At 66.8% G+C, this 23,928-nt stretch carries 19 protein-coding genes; 10 read left to right on the top strand and 9 right to left on the bottom strand.

All coding sequences use genetic code 11. The features are described from left to right. A partial coding sequence (locus IED13_RS23005) for a DNA translocase FtsK (RefSeq protein ID WP_191125577.1) occupies nucleotides 1-200 on the top strand: 200 nt, incomplete at its 5' end. Nucleotides 201-357: 157 nt separating this feature from the next. Here the strand turns inward: IED13_RS23005 and IED13_RS23000 are convergent. Next, entirely contained in the window at nucleotides 358-804 is a 447-nt protein-coding gene (locus tag IED13_RS23000; protein ID WP_191125576.1) for an RbsD/FucU family protein, read from the bottom strand. Next, nucleotides 798-1,775: an aldo/keto reductase gene (locus tag IED13_RS22995; protein ID WP_191125575.1), complete on the bottom strand. Its 978-nt coding sequence runs from the start codon at nucleotides 1,773-1,775 to the stop codon at nucleotides 798-800. Before IED13_RS22995 ends, IED13_RS23000 begins: the two co-directional genes overlap by 7 nt. A 190-nt stretch (nucleotides 1,776-1,965) precedes the next feature. Here IED13_RS22995 and IED13_RS22990 point away from each other — a divergent pair, with 190 nt between their 5' ends. Further along, complete coding sequence (locus tag IED13_RS22990; protein ID WP_191125574.1) at nucleotides 1,966-3,315, top strand: amidase; 1,350 nt, start codon at nucleotides 1,966-1,968, stop codon at nucleotides 3,313-3,315. 74 nt (nucleotides 3,316-3,389) lie between these two features. On the opposite strand, the gene IED13_RS22985 is transcribed toward IED13_RS22990, so the two are convergent. Further along, complete coding sequence (locus IED13_RS22985; protein WP_142023318.1) at nucleotides 3,390-4,727, bottom strand: dicarboxylate/amino acid:cation symporter; 1,338 nt, start codon at nucleotides 4,725-4,727, stop codon at nucleotides 3,390-3,392. A gap of 207 nt (nucleotides 4,728-4,934) precedes the next feature. Between IED13_RS22985 and IED13_RS22980 the strand changes: the two genes are divergently transcribed. The 8 genes from IED13_RS22980 (at nucleotide 4,935) to IED13_RS22945 (ending at nucleotide 15,978) form a co-directional block, all read left to right on the top strand. Continuing rightward, a complete protein-coding gene (locus IED13_RS22980) occupies nucleotides 4,935-6,776 on the top strand; it encodes a sensor histidine kinase (RefSeq protein ID WP_210323724.1) in 1,842 nt (613 codons plus the stop codon). Nucleotides 6,777-6,787: 11 nt separating this feature from the next. Beyond that, the gene (locus IED13_RS22975) at nucleotides 6,788-8,149 is read left to right on the top strand and encodes a sigma-54-dependent transcriptional regulator (protein WP_191125584.1); all 1,362 of its coding nucleotides are present in this window, start codon (nucleotides 6,788-6,790) and stop codon (nucleotides 8,147-8,149) included. 213 nt (nucleotides 8,150-8,362) lie between these two features. Beyond that, a complete protein-coding gene (locus tag IED13_RS22970) occupies nucleotides 8,363-9,955 on the top strand; it encodes an ABC transporter substrate-binding protein (RefSeq protein WP_191125572.1) in 1,593 nt (530 codons plus the stop codon). Nucleotides 9,956-10,078: 123 nt separating this feature from the next. Continuing rightward, nucleotides 10,079-11,695 (top strand): ABC transporter substrate-binding protein, encoded by a 1,617-nt coding sequence (locus IED13_RS22965; RefSeq protein WP_191125571.1) that lies wholly within the window; start codon nucleotides 10,079-10,081, stop codon nucleotides 11,693-11,695. Nucleotides 11,696-11,996: 301 nt separating this feature from the next. Next, complete coding sequence (locus tag IED13_RS22960) at nucleotides 11,997-13,007, top strand: ABC transporter permease subunit (protein WP_038367236.1); 1,011 nt, start codon at nucleotides 11,997-11,999, stop codon at nucleotides 13,005-13,007. A gap of 58 nt (nucleotides 13,008-13,065) precedes the next feature. Next, nucleotides 13,066-13,977, top strand: coding sequence for an ABC transporter permease subunit (locus IED13_RS22955; RefSeq protein ID WP_038367235.1), 912 nt, complete (start codon nucleotides 13,066-13,068; stop codon nucleotides 13,975-13,977). Nucleotides 13,978-13,981: 4 nt separating this feature from the next. Beyond that, a complete protein-coding gene (locus tag IED13_RS22950; RefSeq protein ID WP_112762567.1) occupies nucleotides 13,982-15,001 on the top strand; it encodes an ABC transporter ATP-binding protein in 1,020 nt (339 codons plus the stop codon). Further along, on the top strand, nucleotides 14,998-15,978 hold the full coding sequence (locus IED13_RS22945; protein WP_038367230.1) for a peptide ABC transporter ATP-binding protein: 981 nt from the start codon (nucleotides 14,998-15,000) through the stop codon (nucleotides 15,976-15,978). The genes IED13_RS22950 and IED13_RS22945 overlap by 4 nt, the downstream gene beginning before the upstream one ends. Before the next feature lie 77 nt (nucleotides 15,979-16,055). Here the strand turns inward: IED13_RS22945 and IED13_RS22940 are convergent, their stop codons facing one another. The 6 genes from IED13_RS22940 to IED13_RS22915 all read right to left on the bottom strand — a co-directional run bounded on the left by IED13_RS22940 (nucleotide 16,056) and on the right by IED13_RS22915 (nucleotide 23,790). Continuing rightward, entirely contained in the window at nucleotides 16,056-16,754 is a 699-nt protein-coding gene (locus IED13_RS22940; RefSeq protein WP_113251833.1) for an SDR family oxidoreductase, read from the bottom strand. Nucleotides 16,755-17,031: 277 nt separating this feature from the next. Next, nucleotides 17,032-19,323, bottom strand: coding sequence for a glycoside hydrolase family 31 protein (locus IED13_RS22935; protein ID WP_191125570.1), 2,292 nt, complete (start codon nucleotides 19,321-19,323; stop codon nucleotides 17,032-17,034). Nucleotides 19,324-19,342: 19 nt separating this feature from the next. Next, entirely contained in the window at nucleotides 19,343-20,410 is a 1,068-nt protein-coding gene (locus tag IED13_RS22930; RefSeq protein ID WP_142023312.1) for an ABC transporter ATP-binding protein, read from the bottom strand. A gap of 16 nt (nucleotides 20,411-20,426) precedes the next feature. Beyond that, entirely contained in the window at nucleotides 20,427-21,479 is a 1,053-nt protein-coding gene (locus IED13_RS22925; RefSeq protein ID WP_112762571.1) for a carbohydrate ABC transporter permease, read from the bottom strand. Continuing rightward, on the bottom strand, nucleotides 21,476-22,498 hold the full coding sequence (locus IED13_RS22920) for a carbohydrate ABC transporter permease (protein ID WP_038367217.1): 1,023 nt from the start codon (nucleotides 22,496-22,498) through the stop codon (nucleotides 21,476-21,478). The genes IED13_RS22925 and IED13_RS22920 overlap by 4 nt, the downstream gene beginning before the upstream one ends. A 5-nt stretch (nucleotides 22,499-22,503) precedes the next feature. Continuing rightward, complete coding sequence (locus IED13_RS22915) at nucleotides 22,504-23,790, bottom strand: ABC transporter substrate-binding protein (RefSeq protein ID WP_191125569.1); 1,287 nt, start codon at nucleotides 23,788-23,790, stop codon at nucleotides 22,504-22,506. Nucleotides 23,791-23,928: the final 138 nt, after the last annotated feature.

Below are 23,928 nucleotides of genomic sequence, written 5' to 3'. Positions count from 1 at the left end.
AGCAGGCGGTGGCGGTCGTGCTGCGCGACAAGAAGGCCTCGACCTCCTACATCCAGCGCCGCCTCCAGATCGGCTACAACCGCGCCGCCTCCATCATGGAGCGCATGGAGAACGAGGGCATCGTCGGGCCGGCAAACCATGCCGGGAAACGCGAGATACTCGGTGATGTCGCGCGTCCGGCCCAAGACGACGACGAGTGATCTGGCTCCCTCCGAAGACCCACCGTCATTCCGGCCGGAGCGAAGCGTAGGCCCGGATTCCATCGCGGGACACACCGCCCTTCGATGGATTCCGGATCGGCGCGGCTTCGCCGCTTGTCCGGAATGACGACCACGGCTCCGGGGCGGACGGAGTGGTTTACCCCGCGATGACGCCCTTCCTGAGCAGGAAGCAGCCATAGGGGCGGGCATCGCCGACCTGCACGACGCCGAAAGCCTTGCGGGCCGCCTCGTAGAAGGCGAAGCGCTCGATGCCGGGCAATGGCGTCGGTGCCGCTGCCGCCTGCGCCACCACGGCTTCGACCTCCTTCTGCACCGCCGGCACGGCCGCAGCATCGCCGACGACGAGCATGCGGCGGATCGGATCGGGCTCGAAATCGTCAATCGGCAGCACGGTCAGGATCGCGCGCACGACCTCCGCCATGGCGAGGCCCGGCAGGCGGACGATGCGTCCCGAGGTGGTCGCCCGCGCGATCGTCTCGGCCGGATGGTTGGCGTCGACCACCGCGAGATCGTCGCCATGGCCCATCGCTGCGAGCAGCCAGAGCAAATCGGGACCGAGGATCGGATCGATGGTCTTCAGCATGCCGGCACCGGGGCGTGATCGGGGATGAGCTTTTCGGCCTTGAGATCCACCCAGAGAGCGTTCGGCACGGGGCGGGCCACGAGGTCGAGATTGCGCGCGACCTCGTCCGGCGTCACGGCGCCGAGCACGACGGTCGCGACCGCGGGATGGGCGCCGGCAAAGGCCAACGCCGCTTGCGGCAATGCCACGCCATGGGCGGCGCAGACCGCCTCGATCCGCGCGACCTTGCCGAGGATCTCGGGCGGGGCGGGCTTGTAGTTGTAATAGGCGCCTTCGCGGGCGCCGGTCGCGAGGATGCCGGAATTGAAGACGCCGGCCAGCATCACCGCGATGTTCTTTTCCAGCGCCAATGGCAGGAAGCCGTCGAGCGCGCCCTGCTCCAGCAGCGAATAACGCCCGGCCAGCATCATCACGTCGAAATCGCCGGCGCGGGCGAAGCGCTCGCACATCTCGGCTTCGTTGACGCCGACGCCGATCGCCTTCACCGCGCCGGAGGCCCGTAAGCGATCCAAGGCGCGGTAGGCGCCGTCCATGGCCTCGGCGAAGCGCTGCTCCATCCGCTCGCCATGGGTCCAGATGTCGACATCATGGATCAGCAGGATATCGACATGGTCGGTGCCGAGCCTGAGCAGCGACTGCTCCAACGAACGCATCGCGCCGTCATAGGAATAGTCGATCACCGCCGGATGCGGCAGGCCGCCACGATAGCCGGAGCCATCCGCCTTCGGCTCGCCCGGCTTCATCCAGCGACCCACCTTGGTCGAGAGGATCACGCTCTCGCGCGGAACGCTTCGCAAGGCCGCGCCGATGCGGTGCTCGGAAAGGCCATGGCCGTAGAGCGGCGAGGTATCGACCAGATTGATGCCGGCCTTGAGCGCGGCGACCACCGTCGCCTGCGCCACCCCTTCGTCGAGATGCTGGTAGAGATCGCCGAGCGGCGCGCCGCCGAAGCCGATCAGGCTGGGCTTCATGCCGGCGATCGGCCGGCCCGTTATCGTTGCGCCCAAATCCGTATGACTCCCCAAAGCCCCGCGATGTCCTGCCCCCGCGTCGGGCGGCGCAGCAAACCATGTCCGTAGCGGAAATCAATCGCCCGTCCAGCGGGACTCTGCTAGGCGTCGAGCCTCGAACCGACCGACCTGGCACCACGGCGAGCTGACGATGACCGAGACCCTTTCCGCCCTGCAGCACGCGCTTTCCAAGGGCCGCACGACCTCGGAGGCCCTGACAGAGGCGGCCCTCGCCTGCGCCGGCACGGGCGAAGGTCCGCGCGTCTTCACCCGTCTCTATGGCGAGCGGGCGCTGGCTGCGGCGCGCGCTTCCGATCTGATGCGCAAGGCCGGCTTCGTCCGCTCACCGCTGGAAGGGCTGCCGATCTCGATCAAGGATTTGTTCGACGTCACCGGCGAGACGACCAAGGCCGGCAGCGTCGCATTGGACGACGCACCGGCTGCAACGGCGAATGCGCCGATCGTCGACCGGCTTCTGGCAGCGGGCGCCGTGCTGGTCGGCCGGACCAATATGACCGAATTCGCTTTCTCGGGGCTGGGCATCAACCCGCATTACGGCACGCCGCTCAATCCCTTCGACCGCGCCGGCGCGCGCATTCCCGGCGGCTCGTCCTCGGGTGCGGCGGTGTCCGTGACGGACGGCATGGCGGCCGCCGCCATCGGTACCGACACGGGCGGCTCGGTGCGCATCCCCGCCGCGCTCTGCGGCATCGCCGGCTTCAAGCCGACGGCCCGCCGCGTGCCGCGCGAGGGTTGCGTGCCGCTCTCGACCAGCCTCGATTCGATCGGCCCGCTGGCGCCGAGCCTCACCTGCTGCGCGCTCCTTGATGCCGTGTTGTCCGGCTCAGGCGAGAGCGTCCCGGTCCCGGCCGAACTCGCCGGACTGCGCCTTGCCGTGCCGACGACGCTGGCGCTCGACGGTCTGGACGACGCGGTCGCCGCCAGCTTTCGCCGCGCGCTCGACACGCTGTCGCGCGCCGGGGCGCATATCAGCGAGATCGCCGTGCCGGAATTCGCCACGCTCGGCAGCCTTCAGGCCAAGGGCAGCTTTGCCGGTGCCGAGGCCTGGCACTGGCACCGTGCGCTGATCGCCAGGGCCGGCGACCGCTACGACCCACGCGTGCTGGGCCGTATCCAGCGCGGCGCCGAGATGGCGCTGGCGGATTATCTCGATCTGGTCGCAGCGCGCAAAGCCTGGATCGCCGCGGTCGAGGCACGCATCGCCGGCTTCGACGCCCTGGCGATGCCGACCGTGCCGGTGATCGCGCCGCGCATCGCCGATCTCGCGGAGGAGGCCGCCTATGGCGCGACGAATCTGCTGATCCTGCGCAACCCGACGCTGATCAATTTCCTCGACGGCTGCGCGGCGAGCCTGCCCTGCCATCGCCAAGGCGAGGCGCCGGTGGGCTTGATGGTGGCCGGCGCCGGCGGGCAGGATCGCCGCATCCTGGCGATCGGACAAGCGATCGAGGCGGCGCTCGCCCCTTCCCGCGCCGCCTGAGGCTCCGAACAGAAACGCCGGCCGGACCTTCTGGTCCGACCGGCGCATCGTGATGCCCGAAGAACCGCCGTGCCTTATTCGGCCGGCAGCGGCAGCGGCGCGCCATCCTCGCTGGTGACGACCGCGCCGCTCAGCGCCGCGTGCAGGCGGTTCTGGTCGAGCTCGCCTTCCCAGCGCGCCACGACGATGGTCGCCACCGCGTTGCCGATGAAGTTGGTCACCGCGCGGCATTCCGACATGAAGCGGTCGATGCCGAGGATCAGCGCCATGCCGGCCACCGGGACGGCAGGGACGACCGAGAGCGTCGCGGCCAGCGTGATGAAGCCCGCGCCGGTGATGCCGGCTGCGCCCTTGGAGCTGAGCATGGCGACGAGCAGCAGCAGCACCTGGTCGCCGAGCGGCAGATGGATGTCCATGGCCTGCGCGATGAACAAGGCCGCCAGCGTCATGTAGATGTTGGTGCCGTCGAGATTGAAGGAATAGCCGGTCGGGATGACCAGGCCGACGACGGAGCGCTTGCAGCCGGCCGCCTCCATCTTCTCCATCAGGCTCGGCAGTGCCGCCTCCGAGGACGAGGTGCCGACGACGAGGAGGATCTCCTCCTTGATGTAGCGGATCAGGGCGAAGATCGAGAAGCCGTTGTAGCGGGCGACCGCGCCGAGCACGACGAGGATGAAGATCGCCGCCGTGAGGTAGAAGGTCAGGATCAGCATCGCGAGATTGGCGACGGAACCGATGCCGTAGCGGCCGATGGTGAAGGCCATGGCACCGAAGGCGCCGATCGGGGCCGCCTTCATCAGGATCGCGACCAGCTTGAAGATCGGCGAGGTCAGCGCCTGCAGGAAATCGAGCACCGGCTTGCCGCGCTCGCCCACCATCGAGAGCGCAAGACCGAAGAGGACCGAGAAGAACAGCACCTGCAGGATGTCACCCGAGGCGAAGGCGCCGACGATCGTATCCGGGATGATGTTCTGCAGGAAGCCGACGACGCTGGAATCATGCGCCTTGGCCGCATAGCTCTGAACGGCCTTGGCATCGAGGCTGGCGGGGCTGATGTGAAGCCCGGTTCCCGGCTGGATGAGGTTGCCGACGATCAGGCCGACGATCAGCGCCAGCGTCGAGAAGACGAGAAAATAGATCATCGCCTTGCCGGCGACGCGCCCGACCTTCTGCATATCGGTCATCCCGGCGATCCCGGTCGAGACCGTCAGGAAGATCACCGGCGCGATGATCATCTTCACCAGCTTGATGAAGGCATCGCCGAGCGGCTTCATGGAGGCGCCGGTTTCCGGCCAAAAATGGCCGAGCGCGATGCCGAGCGCGATCGCGACGAGCACCTGGACATAGAGCTGCTGGTAAAGCTTCTTCGGGCGCGCCGGCGCAGCCGTCGCGGGTTCAAAATGGGCAGCCATCGCTTCCTCCGGTGGGCTTTTGTTTGGCTTGATCTAAGCGAGTGATTTTTTCGCAAGCCGCGTGCCAGCCGGACAGAACTCAAAAAATATAACGATATCAGATACGTATATTCTTCTTCGCTTTTGCCACCGCGCCATCTATGCGAAAATCCGCACAATCTTTTGTTGCGCAATGCGGAAATCCGCTCATGATCGGGCATGGGCTTCATGCACCGCACCCCACCGCAAGCAGGAACCGCCGCTTCACCGGGCGGCTGGAGCTGGCTGGCCTTCGGGCTCGCGGCGGCGATCCTGCTCGCCATCGGGCTGATCGCCGCCGGCGATCTCGGCCGCAGCCGCGCCATCGAGGCCGTGAATGCGCGCGCGGAGGACGGCACCACGCTGGCCATCGCGGTGCTGCGCGGCGAACTGGAGAAGCAACGCGCCCTGCCGATGATCCTCGCCCGCGATCCCGATGTCCGCAGCGCGCTTTCGGGCAACAGCCGTCATGCGCTCGACCTCAAATTCGCGAGCATCGCGCGGGAGACGCGCACGGCCGTGATCTACCTGCTCGATGTGACCGGGCTGACCATCGCGGCGAGCAACTGGGACGAGCCGACGAGCTTCATCGGCAATGACTACGCCTTCCGCGACTATTATCTCGGCGCGATTCTGAAGGGTTCGGCCGAGCAGTTCGCGCTCGGCACGGTCAGCCAGCGCCCGGGCCTCTACATCACCAGCCGGATCAATGACGGCGACAGGCTCCTCGGCGTCATCGTCGCCAAGGTCGAGTTCGACCGGGTCGAGGCCGATTGGCGGGCGCTCGGCGGCCAGATCTACGTCGCCGACGAGCGCGGCGTGGTGCTGCTCTCGACGGTCCCCGAATGGCGCTTCCATGTCGAGGCCCCGCTCGACGAGGACACGCAGAAGGACATCCGCCGCTCGCTGCAATTCGGCGAGGCACCGCTCAAGCCGCTGCCGCTGGCGCCGGATGACGACCTCGTCCAGAGCACCGCCCCGACGCGCGGCCTCAACGTGATGACCCGTCGCGACGTGCCGACCACCAGTTGGCACATCGACATGCTGCTGCCGGTCGACCAGGCCATCCGCGCCGAGCAATCGCGTTTGCAGACTCTGGTCGCGCTCGTGCTGCTGCTCGGGCTGATGCTGGCCGCGTTCCTGCTGCGCCGCCGCCAGCAGGCGGCAATGCGGATGCTGGCGGCGGCACAGGCGAAAGCGGAGCTCGAACGGCGCGTCGCGGAACGCACGGCGGAACTCGCGGGCAGCAACCGCAAGCTCGTGGAGGAGATGGCCGAGCGCGCCCGCGCCCAGGAGCGGCTCGCGGATACGCGCGAGGAGCTGGCCAAGGCGAACCGGCTGGCGACGCTCGGGCAGGTCACGGCCGGCGTCGCCCATGAGATCAATCAGCCGCTCGCAGCCTTGCGCACCTATGCCGAGAACGCCCGCGCCTTTGTCGCCGCGCGCGACGAGAGCGCCGCGGCAGGCGCGCTCGGCAAGGTCATCGGCCTGACCGAACGGATCGGCGCCATCACGGAGACCCTGCGCGGCTTCGCCCGGCGTGGCAACGGCAGGCTCGAACCGGTCCTGCTGAGCGAGGCGGTCGCAGGTGCGCTGATGATCCTCGACGCGCCCCTGCGGCAGGCCGGCATCGCGCCGCAGGTCGATGCGAGCCCGCCAGGGTTGCGGGTGCTCGCCCGGCATGTCGAGCTGGAGCAGGTGCTGGTCAACCTGCTGCGCAATGCCGTGGAGGCTGTCGAGGCCGCCGACCCGCGACCGGTGCCGCCGCTGCTTTCGCTCGGCATCCGCGACGTGGGCGAGGAGGTTGCGATCACCGTCGCCGATCGCGGCCCCGGCCTCGACGAAGCGGCGCTTGCGGCGCTGTTCACCCCGTTCCGCAGCTCGAAGCCGCGCGGCCTCGGCCTCGGCCTCGTCATCTCGCACGACATCGTCACCGCCTTCGGCGGCACGCTGACGGCGTCGTCGCGGCCGGGGGACGGCTGCGTCTTCACCATCACCCTCCGGAAAGCCTCGTCCGGCTCCAACCCATGACCCCAGCTTCGATGACACGCGCGCCCGATCTCGCCGGCCTCGACATCGCCTTCGTCGACGACGACGAGGATCTGCGCGAGGCCAATGTGCAAGCCCTGCAGATCGCCGGCTTCAAGGCCGCCGCCTTCGCCTCGGCGGGCGCGCTGCTGGCCGAGATCGGGCCCGGCTTCGCCGGCGCGGTCGTCAGCGACGTCCGCATGCCCGGCATGGACGGCATCGAACTGTTCCGCCGCCTCAAGGCCCTCGACGCCGATATCCCGGTCGTGCTGATTTCCGGCCATGCCGACATCGCCATGGCCGTCGCCGCGATGAACGAGGGCGCCTATGATTTCATCGCCAAGCCCTATGCCGGCGAGCGGCTGAGCGAGACCTTGCGGCGTGCCGTCGAGAAACGGGCACTGGTCCTCGAAAATCGCAGGCTGCGCGCGCTGACGGCATCGGCCGAGAAGGACGAGGGGCTGATCGGCGAGACGCCGGCGATCTCGCGGCTGCGCCAGACCATCCACGACCTCGCCGATGTCGAGGTCGACGTGCTCGTGCTGGGCGAAACCGGCACCGGCAAGGAGGTCGTCGCCAATCTGCTGCACCGGCTCGGCCGGCGCCGCGACAAGCCCTTCGTCGCGCTGAACTGCGGCGCCCTGCCCGACAGCGTCATCGAGGGCGAACTCTTCGGCTACGAGCCCGGCGCCTTCACCGGCGCGCAGAAGAAGCGCATCGGCCGGATCGAGCATGCCAGCGGCGGCACGCTCTTCCTCGACGAATTGGAGAGCATGCCGACGAGCGCACAGGTCAAGCTCCTGCGCGTGCTGGAGATGCGCGAGATCACGCCGCTCGGCTCCAACGACACGCGCAAGGTCGATCTCAGGGTGGTGGCCGCGACCAAGGTCGATCTCGGCGACCCCGCCCAGCGCGGCGATTTCCGCGAGGATCTCTATTACCGGCTGAACATCGTCACGCTGCGTCTTCCGCCGCTGCGCGAGCGGCGCCGCGACATCCCGCTGCTCTTCGCGCATTTCCTCGGCCGCGCCGCGCGCAAATATGGGCGGGAGGTTCCCCGGCTCGACCGCTCGGTCGAGCGCCACCTCGTCGAGAACGACTGGCCGGGCAATGTCCGCGAGCTCGTGCATTTCGCCGAGCGCGTCGCGCTCGGCCTTGCCGGCGACCTGCCGATCACGGCGGCGCACGAGGATGCGGGCGCGCTCAGCCTGCCCGAGCGCCTCAACGCCATCGAGGCGAACCTGATCCGCGAGGCGCTCGAGGCCCATCGCGGCGATGTTCGGGCGACGCTGGAGGCGCTGGGGATTCCGCGCAAGACCTTCTACGACAAGCTCGCGCGCTACGGCATCACCCGCGCCGCCTATGAGAGCGAATGACGGACGGACGCAACGGCTTCAGATAGCACAACGCTGTCGTTTACTGTCATTCCCGGAGAATTTCCTCCCACCTTTAGAACGACTGTTCCCGACCCTTTTCTTTCAATAAGCTGTGAACAAGGCGGCCCGGGGAATTCCGCCCACGGAGCTTCCGATGCAACGGGGCCATAACCCCGCCTGACAGAGGCGGGGAAGGGTTGAGGAGAGTTTCACATGAAGACATTGCTGTTGGCGACGCTGTCGGCGTCCGCCCTCATGGCGGCGCAGCCGCTCATGGCCAAGACGCTGGTCTATTGCTCGGAAGGGAGCCCCGAGAATTTCGCGCCGAGCGTCAACACGACCGGCACCTCCTTCGACGCCGGCACGCAGATCTACGACACGATCGTCCAGTTCGAGCGCGGCGGCACCAAGGTGCAGCCGGCGCTTGCCGAGACATGGGACATCTCGGCCGATGGCCTGACCTACACCTTCCACCTGCGCAAGGGCGTGAAGTGGCAGTCCAACAAGGGCTTCAAGCCGACCCGCGACTTCAATGCCGACGACGTGATGTTCATGATCGAGCGGCAGTGGAAGGAGGACAACCCGTTCTTCAAGGTCACCAGCTCGAACCACTCCTACTTCAACGACATGGGCATGCCGAAGCTGCTCAAATCGGTCGAGAAGGTCGACGACTACACCGTCAAGGTAACGCTGAACCAGCCTGAGGCGCCCTTCCTCGCCGACCTCGCCATGCAATATGCCGGCGTGCAGTCGAAGGAATATGCCGATGCCATGCTCAAGGCCGGCACGCCCGAGAAGCTCGACCAGGACCCGCTCGGCACCGGGCCGTTCTATCTGGTGCAGTACCAGAAGGACGCGATCATCCGCTACAAGGCGTTCCCGGAATACTGGGGCGGCAAGGCCAAGATCGACGACCTGATCTTCGCGATCACGCCGGATGCGTCGGTGCGCTGGGCCAAGCTCCAGAAGGGCGAATGCCATGTCATGCCCTATCCGAACCCGGCCGATCTCGAGGCGATGAAGAAGGACGCCAATGTCCAGATCCTCGAGCAGCCCGGCCTGAACATCGGCTATCTCGCCTACAACACCACCAAGAAGCCGTTTGACAACGTCAAGGTGCGCCACGCCGTCAACAAGGCGATCAACAAGAAGGCGATCATCGACGCGGTCTATCTCTCCAGCGGCATCCCGGCGATCAACCCGATCCCGCCCTCGATGTGGTCCTATAACGAGACCATCAAGGACGACCCCTATGATCCGGAGGCGGCCAAGAAGGAGCTCGCCGAGGCCGGCTACCCGAACGGGCTGGAGATCGACCTCTGGGCCATGCCGGTGCAGCGCCCCTACAACCCCAACGCCAAGCGCATCGCCGAATTGATGCAGGCGGACCTCGCCAAGGTCGGCGTCAAGGCCGAGATCAAGACCTATGAATGGGGCGAGTACCGCAAGCGCATGCAGGCGGGCGAGCACCAGACCGGCATGCTGGGCTGGACCGGCGACAATGGCGACCCGGACAACTTCCTGCACACGCTGCTCGGCTGCGACTCGGCCAAGACCAACGGCTCGAACGTCGCCAAATTCTGCTACCAGCCCTTCGAGGAGCTGGTGACGAAGGCGAAGACGGTCACCGACCAGGCCGAGCGCGAGAAGCTCTACCGGCAGGCGCAGGTGATCTTCAAGGAGCAGTCCCCCTGGTTCACCATCGCCCATGCGATCCAGCTCAAGCCGGTCCGCAAGGAAGTGAAGGACTTCAAGCTCTCGCCCTTCGGCCGCCACACCTTCTACGGCGTCGATATCGCGAACTGAGCTGGCGCAAGTCATGCATCAATGACGGATGCGGCCCGGCGGGCCGCATCCTTTTTCGGGCGGGAGACGACGGGGCGAGCGCCCTGCGCCAGATCCCGCCCTTTTCCATCGAGAGAAACCGCCATGGCCGTTCGCGCTTGTACAGCCGCCCTTGCCCTCGGGCTCAGCGCCCTCCTGCTTCCCGCCGCCGCTCGCGCGCAGGCGCTGGTCGTCTGCACCGAGGCCAGCCCCGACTTCCTCAATCCGCAGTTCAGCAGCCAGAACACCGCCTACGACGTGGCGGCGCAAGTCTATGAGCGGCTGACGGCGACGGAGCGCGGCGGCTCGCAGATCATCCCCAGCCTCGCCGAATCCTGGACGATCTCGGATGACGCGCTGACCTACACCTTCAAGCTGCGCAAGGGCGTGAAGTGGCATGCGAACAAGGCCTTCACGCCGAGCCGCGACTTCAACGCCGACGACGTGGTGTTCTCCTTCGGCCGGATGCTCGACCCCGCCAATCCCTACAACAAGGTCAGCAACGGCAACTACCAGTTCTTCGACGAGATCGTGAAGCCGAGCCTCGCCTCGGTCGAGAAGGTCGACGACCACACCGTCAAGCTCACGCTGAAGAAGCCGAACTCGCCGCTGCTCAGCGCGCTCTCCGTCGAGCCCATGTCGATTCTTTCGGCCGAATATGCCGCCGCGATGAGCAAGGCCGGCACGCCCGAGCAGGTCGATTTCGCTCCGATCGGCACGGGCCCCTTCTCGCTGCTGTCCTATCAGAAGGACGCGACGATCCGCTTCAAGGCGGTGCCGGACCATTGGACCAAGGCCGCCGGCAACCGCGACCGCATGGCGCTGGTCAGCGACCTGATCTTCGTCATCACGCCGGACGCCGCCGTGCGCTTCGCCAAGGTCAGGTCCGGCGAATGCCAGATCGCGCGCTATCCCAATCCCGGCGATCTGCCGGCGATGAAGGCGGACCCCAACCTCACCATCGCGCAGGGCAGCATCGCCGACCAGAGCTTCCTCGCCTTCAACGAGCGCAAGAAGCCCTTCGACGACCGGCGTGTGCGCGAGGCGCTGGCCTATGCCACCAACATCCCGGCGATCATCGACGCGGTCTATCAGGGCACCGGCAAGGCGACCGCGGCGGCCGTGCCGCCGGCATTGTGGTCGCATGACGACGATCTGAAGCCGCGCGCCTACGATCCCGAAAAGGCCAAGGCGCTGCTCAAGGAGGCGGGCCTGCCGAACGGCTTCGAGACGACGCTCTGGGCCATCCCCGTCGTGCGCGCCTATATGCCGAACGGGCGCCGCGCCGCCGAGCTGATCCAGGCCGACTGGGCCAAGATCGGCGTCAAGGCGACGATCCAGACCTTCGAATGGGGCGAGTATCTCAAGCGCGGCCGGGCCGGCGAGCACGAGGTCGGCATGTTCGGCTACACCTGGGACTATCCCGACCCGAGCCAGATCCTGCTCAGCGGCTGGACCTGCGAGGGCGTGAAGACCGGCGCCAACCGCGCCGGCTGGTGCAACCAGGAGGCTTCCGACGCCCTCGCCAAGGCGAGCACGATCACCGACCAGGGCGAGCGCGCCAAGCTCTACAAGCGCTTCCAGGAGTTGTTCCACCAGGATGTGGCCGGGCTGCTCTTCGCCAATGCGCAGGCTTTCACGCCGGTGCGCAAGGAGGTGAAGGATTACAAGATCCACTTCTTCGGCGGCCAGCCCTTCTACGGTGTGTCGATCGCGAAATGAGGCGCCGCGCCGCTTGGCGGCGCCTGTCCTCACAGATCGTGCCGGCGCTGCATTCATTGCCGCGCCGGCACAAGACTCGATCATATTATTGCGTACGCACGGCCATATCTTCGCAAGTCTTGCATTCCGACCGCCGCGACGTACCGCGCGGTACTAAGAGTGCCCGCGATTCTTCAACAAGGCCGGCTTGATCTTTCGTCCAATCTGGTGTTTGCGCTGCGCCGGATTTCGAACTTGAATAAAACGACAAGACAAAACGCCGCGCACCGCGACCGTGCCGGCCGATAAGGCTGGAAGAACCATGCTCCGCTTCATCCTGACCCGGGTCAGCCTCGTGATACCGACCTTCATCGGGATCACTTTGCTCGCCTTCTTCCTTGTCCGGCTCGTCCCCGGCGACCCGATCGAGACCATGGCGGGCGAGCGCGGCATCGACCCGGCCCGCCATGCCCAGCTCGTCAAGGAATACGGCTTGGACAAGCCGCTGCTGACCCAGTACGGCGTCTATATCGAGCGCGTCGTCCAGGGCGATCTCGGCAAGTCGATCGTGACACGCGAGAACGTGCTCTCTGAATTCGGGCAGCTTTTCCCGGCCACCATCGAGCTCGCGCTCTGCGCCATCCTGATCGCGCTGCTGCTCGGGCTGCCGGCCGGCATCATCGCGGCGGTGAAGCGGAACTCGATCTTCGACCATGGCGTGATGGGTATCTCGCTCACCGGCTATTCGATGCCGATCTTCTGGTGGGGTCTGCTGCTGATCCTGCTGTTTTCGGTGCAGCTCGGCATCACCCCGGTCTCCGGCCGGATCGCGGTGCAGTACTTCATCGAGCCGGTCACCGGTTTCCTCACCATCGACAGCCTGCTGGCCGGCGACACCGACGCCTTCTGGTCGGCGCTGTCGCATCTCGTCCTGCCGGCGATCGTGCTGGGCACCGTGCCGCTCGCCGTCATCGCCCGCATGACCCGCTCGGCGATGCTGGAGGTGCTCGGCGAGGACTATATCCGCACGGCCCGCGCCAAGGGCATGGCACCGATCCGCGTGGTCGCCCTGCATGCGCTGCGCAATGCGCTGATCCCGGTCGTCACCGTCATCGGCCTGCAGGTCGGCACGCTCTTCACCGGCGCGATCCTGACCGAGACGATCTTCTCCTGGCCCGGCGTCGGCAAATGGCTGATCGAGGCGATCAGCCGGCGCGACTATCCGGTCCTGCAAGGCGGAACCTTGCTTCTTGGAATGGTGGTGATGAGCGTCAACCTGTTGGTCGACCTGCTCTACGGCCTGATCAACCCGCGCATCAGGCACGCCAAATGACCCGCACTCCATTCGAGTCCCGCGCCCGCCGGAGCCGTCGCCCAAGGAATTTTCGCCCATGAGCGCCGAAACCCTCGAAGTCCCTGCCGTCGCTGCGCCGAGCGGCGCACCGCCGCATCCCGTCCGCGAGTTCTGGAGCTATTTCAGCGCCAACCGCGGCGCGGTCGCCGGGCTCGTCGTCATCGTGCTGGTGCTGCTCTGCGCGCTGTTCGCGCCGCTGATCGCCCCGCACAACCCGGACCTGACCAATAATACGGTCTTCCTGAAGCCGCCGTTCTGGCAGGAGGGCGGCTCGCTGTCCTACCCGCTCGGCACCGACGCGATCGGCCGCGACATCCTTTCGCGCCTCATCTTCGGGGCGCGGCTCTCGCTGGTCATCGGCATCGCCGTGGTGGCGCTGGCGATCGTCGTCGGCGTGGTGCTCGGCCTGATCGCCGGCTATTTCAAGGGCGTCGCCGACATCGTCATCATGCGCTTCATGGACATCCTGATGACGATGCCGAGCCTGCTGCTCGCTATCGTCATCGTCGCGATCCTCGGCCCCGGCCTGATGAACGCCATGCTCGCCGTCGCCATCGTCGTGCTGCCGCATTACGTCCGCATCACCCGCGCCGCCGTCATCACCGAGGCGAGCAAGGATTATGTCGTCGCCGCCAAGGTCAGCGGCGCGCAGACAGTCCGGCTGATGTTCTCCGAGATCCTGCCGAACTGCGCCGCCCCACTCATCGTGCAGGCAACGCTCGGCGTCTCCACCGCGATCCTCGATGCCGCCGCACTCGGCTTTCTGGGCTTAGGCGCCCAGCCCCCGACACCGGAATGGGGCACGATGCTCGCCGACGCGCGCGAATTCGTGCTGCGCGCCTGGTGGGTCGTCACCTTCCCGGGCCTTGCCATCCTCATCACCGTGCTCGCCTTCAACCTTCTCGGTGACGGCCTGCGCGATGCGCTCGACCCCAAGCTGAAGCGCTGATCCCATGCCCCTGCTCGAAATCGAAAACCTCAGCGTCGAATTCCCGACCTCCCAGGGAACGCTGCGCGCCGTCGACCGCATCGACCTGACCCTCGACGAAGGCGAGGTGCTCGGCGTCGTCGGCGAATCCGGCTCCGGCAAATCAGTCACCATGCTCGCGCTGATGGGCCTCGTCGGCTATCCCGGCCGCGTCCGCGCCGACAAGCTGCGCTTCGACGGCCAGGACCTGCTCACCATGTCCGCGCGCCAGCGCCGCCAGCTCACCGGCAAGGACGTGGCGATGATCTTCCAGGAGCCCACCACCAGCCTGAACCCCTGCTTCACCATCGGCTTCCAGCTCGCCGAGACACTCCGGAAGCACGAGGGGATGGACGGCAAGGCGGCGAAGCACCGGGCGATCGAGCTTCTGGAACAGGTCGGAATTCCCGCCCCGGAAAGCCGCCTCAAGGCCTTTCCGCACCAGCTCTCGGGCGGCATGAACCAGCGCGTCATGATCGCCATGGCGATCGCCTGCAATCCCCGCCTGCTGATCGCCGACGAGCCGACGACGGCGCTCGACGTCACCATCCAGGCGCAGATCCTCGAATTGCTGATGTCGCTGCAGCGCGAGCGCGGCATGGCACTGGTGCTGATCACCCATAATATGGGCGTCGTCGCCGAGACGGCGCAGCGCATCATGGTGATGTATGCCGGGCAGATCATGGAGGAGCGCAAGGTCGACGCGCTGTTCGCCGATCCGCAGCATCCCTATTCCGCCGCCCTGCTCGCCGCCTTGCCGGAGCGGAGCGAGCATGCAAGCCGCCTCGCCACCATTCCCGGCATGGTGCCAGGCCTGAACGACCGGCCGAAGGGCTGCCTGTTCAGCCCGCGCTGCGCCTATGCGACCGACCACTCGCGCGCTGTCCAGCCGGAGCTCCGGAACTGGGCGGATGGGCGCGTGCGCTGCCACTATCCGCTCGGCGATGCGAACCGGGATGCGGAGCGCGCCCGCGACGACCGCTCGACGACGGAGGCGACGCGATGAGCAACCCCGTCATCGAAGCCCGCGAACTCACGCAGACCTACCCGGTCAAGCAAGGGTTCTTCCGTCCGCCGGCACAGTTGCAGGCAGTGAACAAGGTGTCGTTCTCCGTCGAGGCCGGGCGCACGCTGGCCGTCGTCGGTGAATCCGGCTGCGGAAAATCGACGCTGGCCCGCATGGCGACGCTGATCGAGGCCCCGACCTCGGGCGCGCTGATGCTGGACGGGCTCGACGCGGTGCACCCACCCGCGAGCGAGCGCAAGCGCCTGCGCCGCACCGTGCAGTTCGTCTTCCAGAACCCCTATGGCTCGCTCAACCCGCGCAAGAAGATCGGCACGATCCTGGAAGAGCCTCTGAAGATCAACACGGACCTCTCCAAGGCCGAGAGGACCGAGAAGGCGCGTGCGATCATGGCCAAGGTCGGGCTCAGGCCCGAGCACTACGCCCGCTATCCACATATGTTCTCGGGCGGCCAGCGCCAGCGCATCGCGATCGCGCGCGCGCTGATCCTCTCGCCCAAGCTGGTGGTGGCGGACGAGCCGGTCTCGGCGCTCGATATCTCGATCCAGGCGCAGGTGCTGAACCTGCTCGCCGACCTGCAGGACGAGCTGAAGCTCGCCTATCTCTTCATCTCGCACGATCTCAGCGTCGTCCGGCACATCGCCCATGACGTGATGGTGATGTATCTCGGGAACGCCATCGAGCATGGCCCGAAGGAGCGCATCTACGCCCGGCCGCTGCATCCCTATACGCAGGCGCTGCTCGCCTCGACGCCACGCGTCGGCGGGGCCAAGCGCGAGCGCATCGTGCTGCGCGGCGAACTGCCCTCCCCGCTCAACCCACCGAAAGGCTGCGTATTCTCGACGCGCTGCCCCTTCGTGACCGATCGCTGCCGGGCCGAGCGCCCGGAGAAGCGCGAGATCGACGGACGGCAGGTCGCCTGCCACTTCGCCGAGGATTTTTTGGCGAAAGCGGCGTAACTCCGCAGAACGCCGTCATTCAGTGAAGCGCGTCATGCTCGGGTTTGCCCCGAGAATGACGCCGCTCGTCAAGCGCCTCAAATCCCCTTGGTCACGCCACCGTCGACCCGGATGTTCTGACCGGTGATGTAGCCGGCATCGGGCGAGAGCAGGAAGGCGACGGTGCCGGCGATCTCGTCGGCGCTGCCATAACGCTGCATCGGCACGCTGGCGCGCCGCGCATCGGTTGCAGGCAGGCTGTCGATCCAGCCCGGCTGGACGTTGTTGATGCGGATGTTGTCGGCCGCGTATTTGTCCGCATAGATCTTGGTGAAGGTCGCAAGCCCCGCGCGGGCCATGGCCGAGGTGGGGAACATGTCGCTCGGCTCGAAGGCCCAGGCGGTCGAGATGTTGACGATGGCGCCGGATTTCTGCTGCTGCATCACCGGCGTGACCAGCCGGATCGGCCTGACCGCACTGAGGAAATAGACGTCGAGGCCCTTCTGCCAATCCTCGTCGGTGAGATCGAGGATCGGCGCGCGAGGGCCATGGCCGGCGCTGTTGACCAGCGCGTCGATCCGGCCCCAGCGGTCGAGCGTGGCGTCGACCAGCCGCTTGACGTCGTCGTTGGACTGGTTCGAGCCGGTGATGCCGATGCCGCCCAGCTCGGCGGCCAGCGCCTCGCCCTTGCCCGAAGAGGACAGGATCGCGACGCGATAGCCGTCCTTCGCCAGCCGCCGCGCCGCGCTCGCGCCCATGCCGCTGCCGCCTGCGGTGACGATCGCTACCTTGTCCATGTCCTGCTCCCGCGCCTGATCGCTGCGAATAGGCGGCTATTCTTGGACGGTGCGTCCGCATAGCGCCACAGCAAAGCTGCATGAGCCGGTTCGCGAAGCCGCATGGCCGCGGCCGACGGACGTGGCGCAGCGGTCCAACACGATGAAACTCCGCGTCATCCCGGACAAGCCGCGAAGCGGCGTCGATCCGGGATCCATCGTAAGGCAGTGCGCTCTAAGATGGATCTCGGATCTCCGCTTCGCTGCGTCCGGAATGACGGAGTGTTTCCGATCGACCTCAGCGCGGGCCGACCGCCTCGCCGATCTGCCGGATGGCGATCCGGTCGACGAAGGGAGCGTCCGCCCCCTCCTGCTCGATCGCGATCTCGCCGCCGCGCACGCGGAAGCGGATGACCGTTCCGCCAGCGCCGCGCCAATCGACCGTCTCGCCGTCGTCCTCGTAGAGTTCGCCGGTCGCGCCCTCGACGAGACCGCAGACGAGCACCTCGCGCTGGTCGTCGATGCCCTCGGGATTGCCGAGCGGGATCAGCGCGCCGGCGCGCACGAAGACCGGCAGGCGACCGAGCGGAGCCGCCACGGTCGCGACCGCGCCGCCGGCAAAATGCTTGCCGTCATGCCAATCATACCAGCCGCCTTCGTGCTTCGGCAGGTAGATGCTGCGCTCGCGCGCGCCCTCCTCCAGCACCGGCGCGACCAGCACGTCCGGCCCCAGCATGAAGGCGTCGTCGGTCTTTACGGCCATCGCATCCTGCGGGAAGTCCCAGAGCAGCGGGCGGATCGCCGGGGTGCCGTCGCGGCTGGCGCGCCACATCAGCGTGTAGAGATAGGGCATCAGCCGGTAGCGCAGCGAGATCGCCTCGCGCACCTGCGGCACCATTTCCGGATACATCCAGGGCAGGTTGACGACGCCGTCATCGTTCCAGGAGTTCATCACCATGCGCGGCCAGAGCGAGCAGAACTCGTTGAAGCGCACGAAGAGCTCGGGGCCGGGAGTCGGGCCATGGAAGCCGCCGACATCATGGCCGATCGAGAACATGCCCGACAGGCTCATATTGAGCCCTTGCGTCAGGTTGTAGCGCAGCGTCTTCCAGGCGGTCTCGTTGTCGCCCGACCAGGTCTGGGCGTAGCGCGAGATGCCGGCGCAGCCACCACGCGTCACCGAGTACTGGCGCTTGGCCGGCTGGCGCGCGACCTGAGCCTCATAGGAGAGCTTGGTCATCAGCAGCGGCTGGGCCGGACGCGCCAGCGCCTGGCGGAAGGGGCGGCCGTCGCCGTCGCAGACGGCATCCTCATCCCAGATCTCGTATTCGTTGTTGTCGTTCCAGACCGTGGTGAAGCCATAGTCGAGCAGCGCGGTCTCGATGCCGTCGCGCCACCAGGCCCGGCCCTTCGGGTTCGTGTAGTCGAGATGGAAGCCGAGCCCGTCCCAGAACTGGGCCACCGCCGGCTCACCCGTCTTGCCGTCCTTGACCAGGAAGCCGCCGTCGAGCGTCTCCTTCAGGCGCGGATGGTCGTCGAGCAGGCAGGGCTTGAGATTGGCGACCGTGAAGATGCCGGCGTCGTTCAGCCGCTGCATCGTCGCCTTCGGATCGGGGAACTTGTCGCGGTTCCAGTTGAAGGCGTAGCGGCGATGGCCGATCTGCGTGTAGCCCGAGCCGAAATGGAACGAGTCGCAGGGGATGCGGTGCGTCTCCAGCTTGCCGATGAAGTCGCTGATGCGGGCATCGGCATCCGGCGCGTCGGCGATCGCCATGGAGGTGACGCCGAAGCCGAAGGACCAGAGCGGCGCAAAGGCCTGTCCGCCGGTCAGCCAGGAGAAACGGCGAACGACGTCGGGAACGGTCGGGCCGGCCATGACGTAATAGTCGAGATCGCCGTCATCGCCTTTCCAGGAGCGGAACAGGCCGTGATAATTGTCGAGCGTGCAGCCGAAATCGACGCTGCCGGTGGCGAGGTTGTCGTAATACAGCCCATGCGCGCCCATCGGCCCGTCGACGATGAAGAAGGGCAGCATCTTGTAGAGCGGGTCGGACAGTTCGGCGTCGAAGCCGCAGGGGTCGACCGCATCGATGGCGAAGCGGCGGCCGGTGCGATCGAGCGGGCCGGCCTTGTCGCCGAGGCCGTAATGCCGCTCGGTGTAGTCGCGGGCCATGAAATGCGCGACCGCGCCGGTGCGCGGCGAGACCAGATAGGCTTGCGTCGTGCGGTCCTGCAGGAAGGGCTTGTCCTCGCCGGCCCGGCGCCAGGCGATGCCGAAGGGCGAGAGCGTGACCTCGGCGGTAAGACCGCCGGCCGACAGCGTGACCGTGCCGTTCTCTTCGCTGACGCTCGCCTTGGGGCAGGAGAAGCCCTCGAGGCTGTCGCGCAGACGGCCCTCATAGGCCGGCTCCAATCCGCCGGGCGCGATCGACCAGCCGCGGTCGAGGCGGTAGCCATCCTGCGGCTTCAGCGTCACCCGGCCGATATCGCCTTCGAGGATGCGCACAATGAGGGTGTGGCCGAGCCCGACATCGAACAGGGCAGCTTCGCCATCGCGGCCGAGATAACGGCCTTGCGTGAGGGCTTTCATGGAATCTCTCTCGGCAGTCTTAGGGTCGGATCGCCTGGCCGGCTTCGTCGAACAGGTGCAGCTTCTGCTGCGGGAAGGCGAGCGGGACCGAATGGCCCCGTTCATGCTCGCTCTGGCCATCGAGCTTGAGCGTGATCTGGGGCAAGCCAGCGGCCGAGCCATAGAGATAGCTCTCACCGCCGAGACGCTCGACGAGCTCGATGGTCAGCGGCAGGCCCTGCCCTTCCGGCGCCAGCTCCAGATGCTCGGGCCGGATGCCCGCCGTCACGGGCGCGCCGGCGGCAAGATCGCCGGTGGCGCAGGCAATCTCATGACCGCCCTCGCCCAGCGCGACCTTGCCCGCAGCCGTCACGCGGCCGGGCAGCAGGTTCATGCGTGGCGAGCCGATGAAGCCGGCGACGAAGAGGTTGTCGGGGCGGTTATAGAGTTCGAGCGGCGTGCCGATCTGCTCGATGCGACCAGCGCGCAGGACCACGATGCGATCGGCCAGCGTCATCGCCTCGACCTGATCATGGGTGACGTAGATCATCGTGCCGCCGATCTCGCCATGGAGCGCGGCGAGCTCCTTGCGGGTGGCGACGCGCAACTCCGCGTCGAGATTCGAAAGCGGCTCGTCGAACAGAAAGATCTTGGGGTCGCGCACGATGGCCCGGCCGATGGCGACGCGCTGGCGCTGGCCGCCCGAGAGCGCCCTGGGCTTGCGCTCGAGATAGTCCGTCAGCCGCAGCATCTCGGCCGCGCGCCTCACGCGCTTGTCGATCTCGTCGCGCTTGAACCCCATATTCTCCAGCGCGAAGGCCATGTTCGCGTAGACGCTCATATGCGGATAGAGCGCATAGGACTGGAACACCATCGCGAGCCCGCGCTCCGACGCCGGCAGATGCGTGACATCGGCCCCGTCGATGGCGATCGCGCCCCCGGTGATCTCCTCCAGCCCGGCGATCGAGCGCAGCAGCGTCGATTTTCCGCAGCCGGAGGGACCGACGAAGACGACGAACTCGCCATCCGCGACATCGAGATCGATGCCGTGGAGCACGGTCGTGGCGCCATAGGCCTTGCGGACCGCGGAGAGCTTCAGCCCGGCCATGCGGAACCCTTTTCGCTCATTTCATACCTGTATTGGCAATGCCGGTGGTGATGAAGCGCTGCAGGAAGACGAAGACGAGCGCGACCGGCAGCAGCGTCACCACGGTCATCGCGAGCAAATAGTGCCACTGCGTCTGCAACTCGCCCTGGAAGGCGTTGAGGCCGATCTGCAGCGTGTAGGATTCGGTCTTGGTCAGCACCGCCAGCGGCCAGAGGAACTCGTTCCAGCGCCACATGATCGAGAAGATCGCGAGCACGGCCAGCGCCGGCATGGCAAGCGGCATGACGATGCGCCAGTAGATCTGCCATTCCGAGGCCTTGTCCATGCGCGCCGCCTCGATCAGGTCGCGCGGCAGGGTCAGCATGTACTGGCGCAGCAGGAAGACGCCGGTGGGGGTGGCCGCGCCGGGCAGGATCACCGCCCAGAGCGAATTGACCAGCCCGAGCTTGGTGATGACGAGATAGACCGGCACCAGGATGATCGTGATCGGGATCATCAGCGTGCCGACCACCATCAGCATCACCGCCGTCTTGCCACGGAACTCGTAGATCGAGAGCGCATAGGCCGCCATCGAGTTGATGATCAGCGTGATGATCGTCGCGATCAGCGTGACGAAGACCGAGTTCCAGAGGAAGCGCGTGAAGGCGAAGCGCTCCAGCGGCTCGGTGTAGTTCTCGGTCGCGAGCTTGAACTCGCGCACCGGCACACGGCCCTCGATCGGCACGCGGATCGTCTCGCCGGGATTGGCGGGGTCGATCATCTGCGCCTGGATGCCGATGCGGCGGACCTGCGCCAGCACGCGTTTCGTGCCGTCCGGCATCGTCACCTCGAAGAGCGGCAGCGGCTGGGACTGGCCGGGAACCGTCACCTCCTTCTGCGACATCGGCAGCAGCGAAGGCGGGAATTCGAGCAGGCCGGCCTGCGTCTTGAACGAAGACATGCCGAGCCAGAGGACAGGGCCGAACATCAGCACGACGCCGAGCGCGAGATAGGCATAGGCCGCGATATCGGTCCAATGCCAGCGGCCGGGCTTGCGGCGGGCGGTGGCGAGCTTGGTCACGAGGCTCATGCTGCCCCCTTGCGGCGGCTCGCCGCGAGCTGGGCCAGCGTCAGCGCGAAGAGCACCACGCCGAGCACGACCGAGGCGGCGGCGGCCAGCCCGAAATTCTGGACCTGATTGGCGAAGGCCGTCTCGTAGATGTAGTGCACGATCATCAGCGTCGCGGTGCCGGGTCCGCCGCCGGTCAGGACGAAGACCTCGTCGAAGGTCTGCACGCCCTTGATCAGCGCGAGCACGATCACGACGATCATGTTCGGCCAGAGCAGCGGCAGGGTGATGCGCCAGAACATCCGCCAGCGTGGCGTCGCATCCATCTCGGCCGCTTCATAGAGATCGGCGGGGATGGCCTGCAGGCCGGCGAGCAGGATCAGCGTGTAGAAGCCCATATGGGCCCAGACCGAGACGAAGACGATCCAGAACATCGCCCAGCTCGGATCGACCAGGAAGAGGATGCGCTCGCCGCCGAGGGAGGTCAGCGCGGCGTTGAGCAGGCCGTCGCGCTGGAGGATCCACTTCCAGGTCAACGCGACCACCACCGGCGAGAGCAGCACGGGGAAGAAATAGACGGCGCGGAAGAAGCCGCGTCCGCGGATCTTCATGTTCAGCACGACCGCCGTCAGCAGCGAGAACAGCACCATCGCCGTCACCTGGAAGACGGTGAAGCGGGCCGTGTTGTAGACGCCGCGCCAGAAATGGTCCTCGCGGCAGGAAGAGGGATCGAGGAAGGAGCCGCAATCGAAGAGATAGGCGTATTGCTGCGCCCCGACATAGGGGCGCTCGCTCGGGAACAGCCCCGCCCCGCCCGTCACCGAAAAGACGAAGTTGATGACGAGCGGCAGGAAGACGAAGAGCGAGAAGAAGGCGAGATTGGGCAGGATGAAGACATAGGCCATCCGCCGCTCGCCGATCAGGCGCTGGAGCGCCCGCATCGGCCAGTCGACGAGCCGCATGACGAGCGCGAGCGGCGCGGCGAGAGTGCCTGCGGCGCCCGCGCCATCCCGGCGCGGATTTGTTTCAGCAGAGGCCATAAGTCTTACTTCTTGCGCTCGGCGATCTGCTGGGCGACGTCGGATTCGATGCGCTTATAGGCATCGTCGAGGCTGCCCTCGCCCGAGATCGCCTGACCGAGGCGGCTGATCACCGCATTGAAGATCACGCGGTTGTTGGCATAGCCCTGCAGCTTGTAGGCCGCCGGCGAGATCTGCGCGACCTGATCCGAGAAGACCTTGAGCGCGGCCTTGCCCTGCGGCGTCGCGCCGGCATAGTCGAGCCCCTTGGCGGCGATGCCGAGATGGCCAGGCACGAAGAGCGAGCGTGCATAGAACTCGCTCAGCACCGGCTCACTCGCCAGATAGTCCATCACCTTGGCGACGGCTTCCGGGCTCTTGGTCGTCTTGATCGCGACGAGGCCGGCGCCGCCCGGCATGGGCGAGCAGCCGCCCGCCCCGCAAGGCGAGGGCACCGCGACCCAGTCGAAGGCGTCGCCCACCGTCTTGTCGAACTGGGCGATCTGCCAGGAGCCGGACTGGTACATCACGACCTGGGCGTTCTTGAACTCGTCATTGGCGCCGCGATAGGCGGTGCCGGAGACCGAACCCCAGAGCTCCTTGGCCATGGTGCCGTTCTGGTGCCAGTCATAGACGAGCTTGGCGCCGCGCTTGAAGCCCTCGTCGATCACGGCCGGCTCGCCCTTGTCGTCGAAGACCTTGGCGCCTTCCGAGACCGCGACGGAGAAGAAGCGGTGACCGGAACGGTCCATGGCGAGCGGGAACGGCGCCTTGACCTTGGCCGCCACGTCCTTCACCGCCTTGCCCCACTCCTCCCAGGTCGCCTTCGGACCCGGCAGCGGCGTGCCGGCCTGCTCGAACAGGGTCTTGTTGACGAAGGGGCCGGTGACGGTGAGCTGCGTCATGAAGCCGGTGATCGCGCTGGAATCGCCCTCGGGGCGCATCCAGGGCAGGAACGGCCCGAAATTCTTCTCCCAGTAGGAGGCGTCCTTGAGATAGGGACGCATGTCGAGCGCGTAGCGGGCGACGCCGCCGAGATCGACGACGCGGGCGATGTCCGGCCCCTGCCCCGAGGCGAGCTGGACGGGCAGGTTCTCGGTGATCGCCTTGTAGGGCACCTGGTCAAGCACGACCTTGATGTCCTTGTTGCCAGCCTCGAAGCGCTTCAGCAGATCGGCGAGGACCTCGCCCTCGTTGCCGTCGGAATACCAGGCGATGCGCACCGTGGTCTGGGCGAATGCGGTCGAGGCCATGAGGCCGATCGCGAAGCCGGCCGTCGCGGCAACGGCGGAAATCCAGTGTTTCCTCTGCATGGGCTCCATCCCCTGAGCAATCGCGACGCCTCAACGAGCGTCTTGACATCTACTAAGGCAAACGTTTGCCTAGCTTGTCAACGGGGAGATGCGACAGCATTGCTGCGTGGGCCGGCTTTCCACCGGTGCGTAGCGGGA

The sequence above is a fragment of the Allobosea spartocytisi genome, assembly GCF_014764685.1.
GTDB classification, from domain to species: domain Bacteria; phylum Pseudomonadota; class Alphaproteobacteria; order Rhizobiales; family Beijerinckiaceae; genus Allobosea; species Allobosea spartocytisi.
The sequence above is the reverse complement of the archived record's forward strand: the minus strand, read 5'-3'. Positions and strand labels throughout refer to the sequence as shown.

Bases quoted from the DNA above. Each gene is read 5' to 3' on its own strand.
- IED13_RS23000 (WP_191125576.1), bottom strand. From the start codon at position 804: ATGCTGAAGACCATCGATCCGATCCTCGGTCCCGATTTGCTCTGGCTG.
- IED13_RS22995 (WP_191125575.1), bottom strand. From the start codon at position 1,775: ATGAAGCCCAGCCTGATCGGCTTCGGCGGCGCGCCGCTCGGCGATCTC.
- IED13_RS22990 (WP_191125574.1), top strand. From the start codon at position 1,966: ATGACCGAGACCCTTTCCGCCCTGCAGCACGCGCTTTCCAAGGGCCGC.
- IED13_RS22985 (WP_142023318.1), bottom strand. From the start codon at position 4,727: ATGGCTGCCCATTTTGAACCCGCGACGGCTGCGCCGGCGCGCCCGAAG.
- IED13_RS22980 (WP_210323724.1), top strand. From the start codon at position 4,935: ATGCACCGCACCCCACCGCAAGCAGGAACCGCCGCTTCACCGGGCGGC.
- IED13_RS22975 (WP_191125584.1), top strand. From the start codon at position 6,788: ATGACACGCGCGCCCGATCTCGCCGGCCTCGACATCGCCTTCGTCGAC.
- IED13_RS22970 (WP_191125572.1), top strand. From the start codon at position 8,363: ATGAAGACATTGCTGTTGGCGACGCTGTCGGCGTCCGCCCTCATGGCG.
- IED13_RS22965 (WP_191125571.1), top strand. From the start codon at position 10,079: ATGGCCGTTCGCGCTTGTACAGCCGCCCTTGCCCTCGGGCTCAGCGCC.
- IED13_RS22960 (WP_038367236.1), top strand. From the start codon at position 11,997: ATGCTCCGCTTCATCCTGACCCGGGTCAGCCTCGTGATACCGACCTTC.
- IED13_RS22955 (WP_038367235.1), top strand. From the start codon at position 13,066: ATGAGCGCCGAAACCCTCGAAGTCCCTGCCGTCGCTGCGCCGAGCGGC.
- IED13_RS22950 (WP_112762567.1), top strand. From the start codon at position 13,982: ATGCCCCTGCTCGAAATCGAAAACCTCAGCGTCGAATTCCCGACCTCC.
- IED13_RS22945 (WP_038367230.1), top strand. From the start codon at position 14,998: ATGAGCAACCCCGTCATCGAAGCCCGCGAACTCACGCAGACCTACCCG.
- IED13_RS22940 (WP_113251833.1), bottom strand. From the start codon at position 16,754: ATGGACAAGGTAGCGATCGTCACCGCAGGCGGCAGCGGCATGGGCGCG.
- IED13_RS22935 (WP_191125570.1), bottom strand. From the start codon at position 19,323: ATGAAAGCCCTCACGCAAGGCCGTTATCTCGGCCGCGATGGCGAAGCT.
- IED13_RS22930 (WP_142023312.1), bottom strand. From the start codon at position 20,410: ATGGCCGGGCTGAAGCTCTCCGCGGTCCGCAAGGCCTATGGCGCCACG.
- IED13_RS22925 (WP_112762571.1), bottom strand. From the start codon at position 21,479: ATGAGCCTCGTGACCAAGCTCGCCACCGCCCGCCGCAAGCCCGGCCGC.
- IED13_RS22920 (WP_038367217.1), bottom strand. From the start codon at position 22,498: ATGGCCTCTGCTGAAACAAATCCGCGCCGGGATGGCGCGGGCGCCGCA.
- IED13_RS22915 (WP_191125569.1), bottom strand. From the start codon at position 23,790: ATGCAGAGGAAACACTGGATTTCCGCCGTTGCCGCGACGGCCGGCTTC.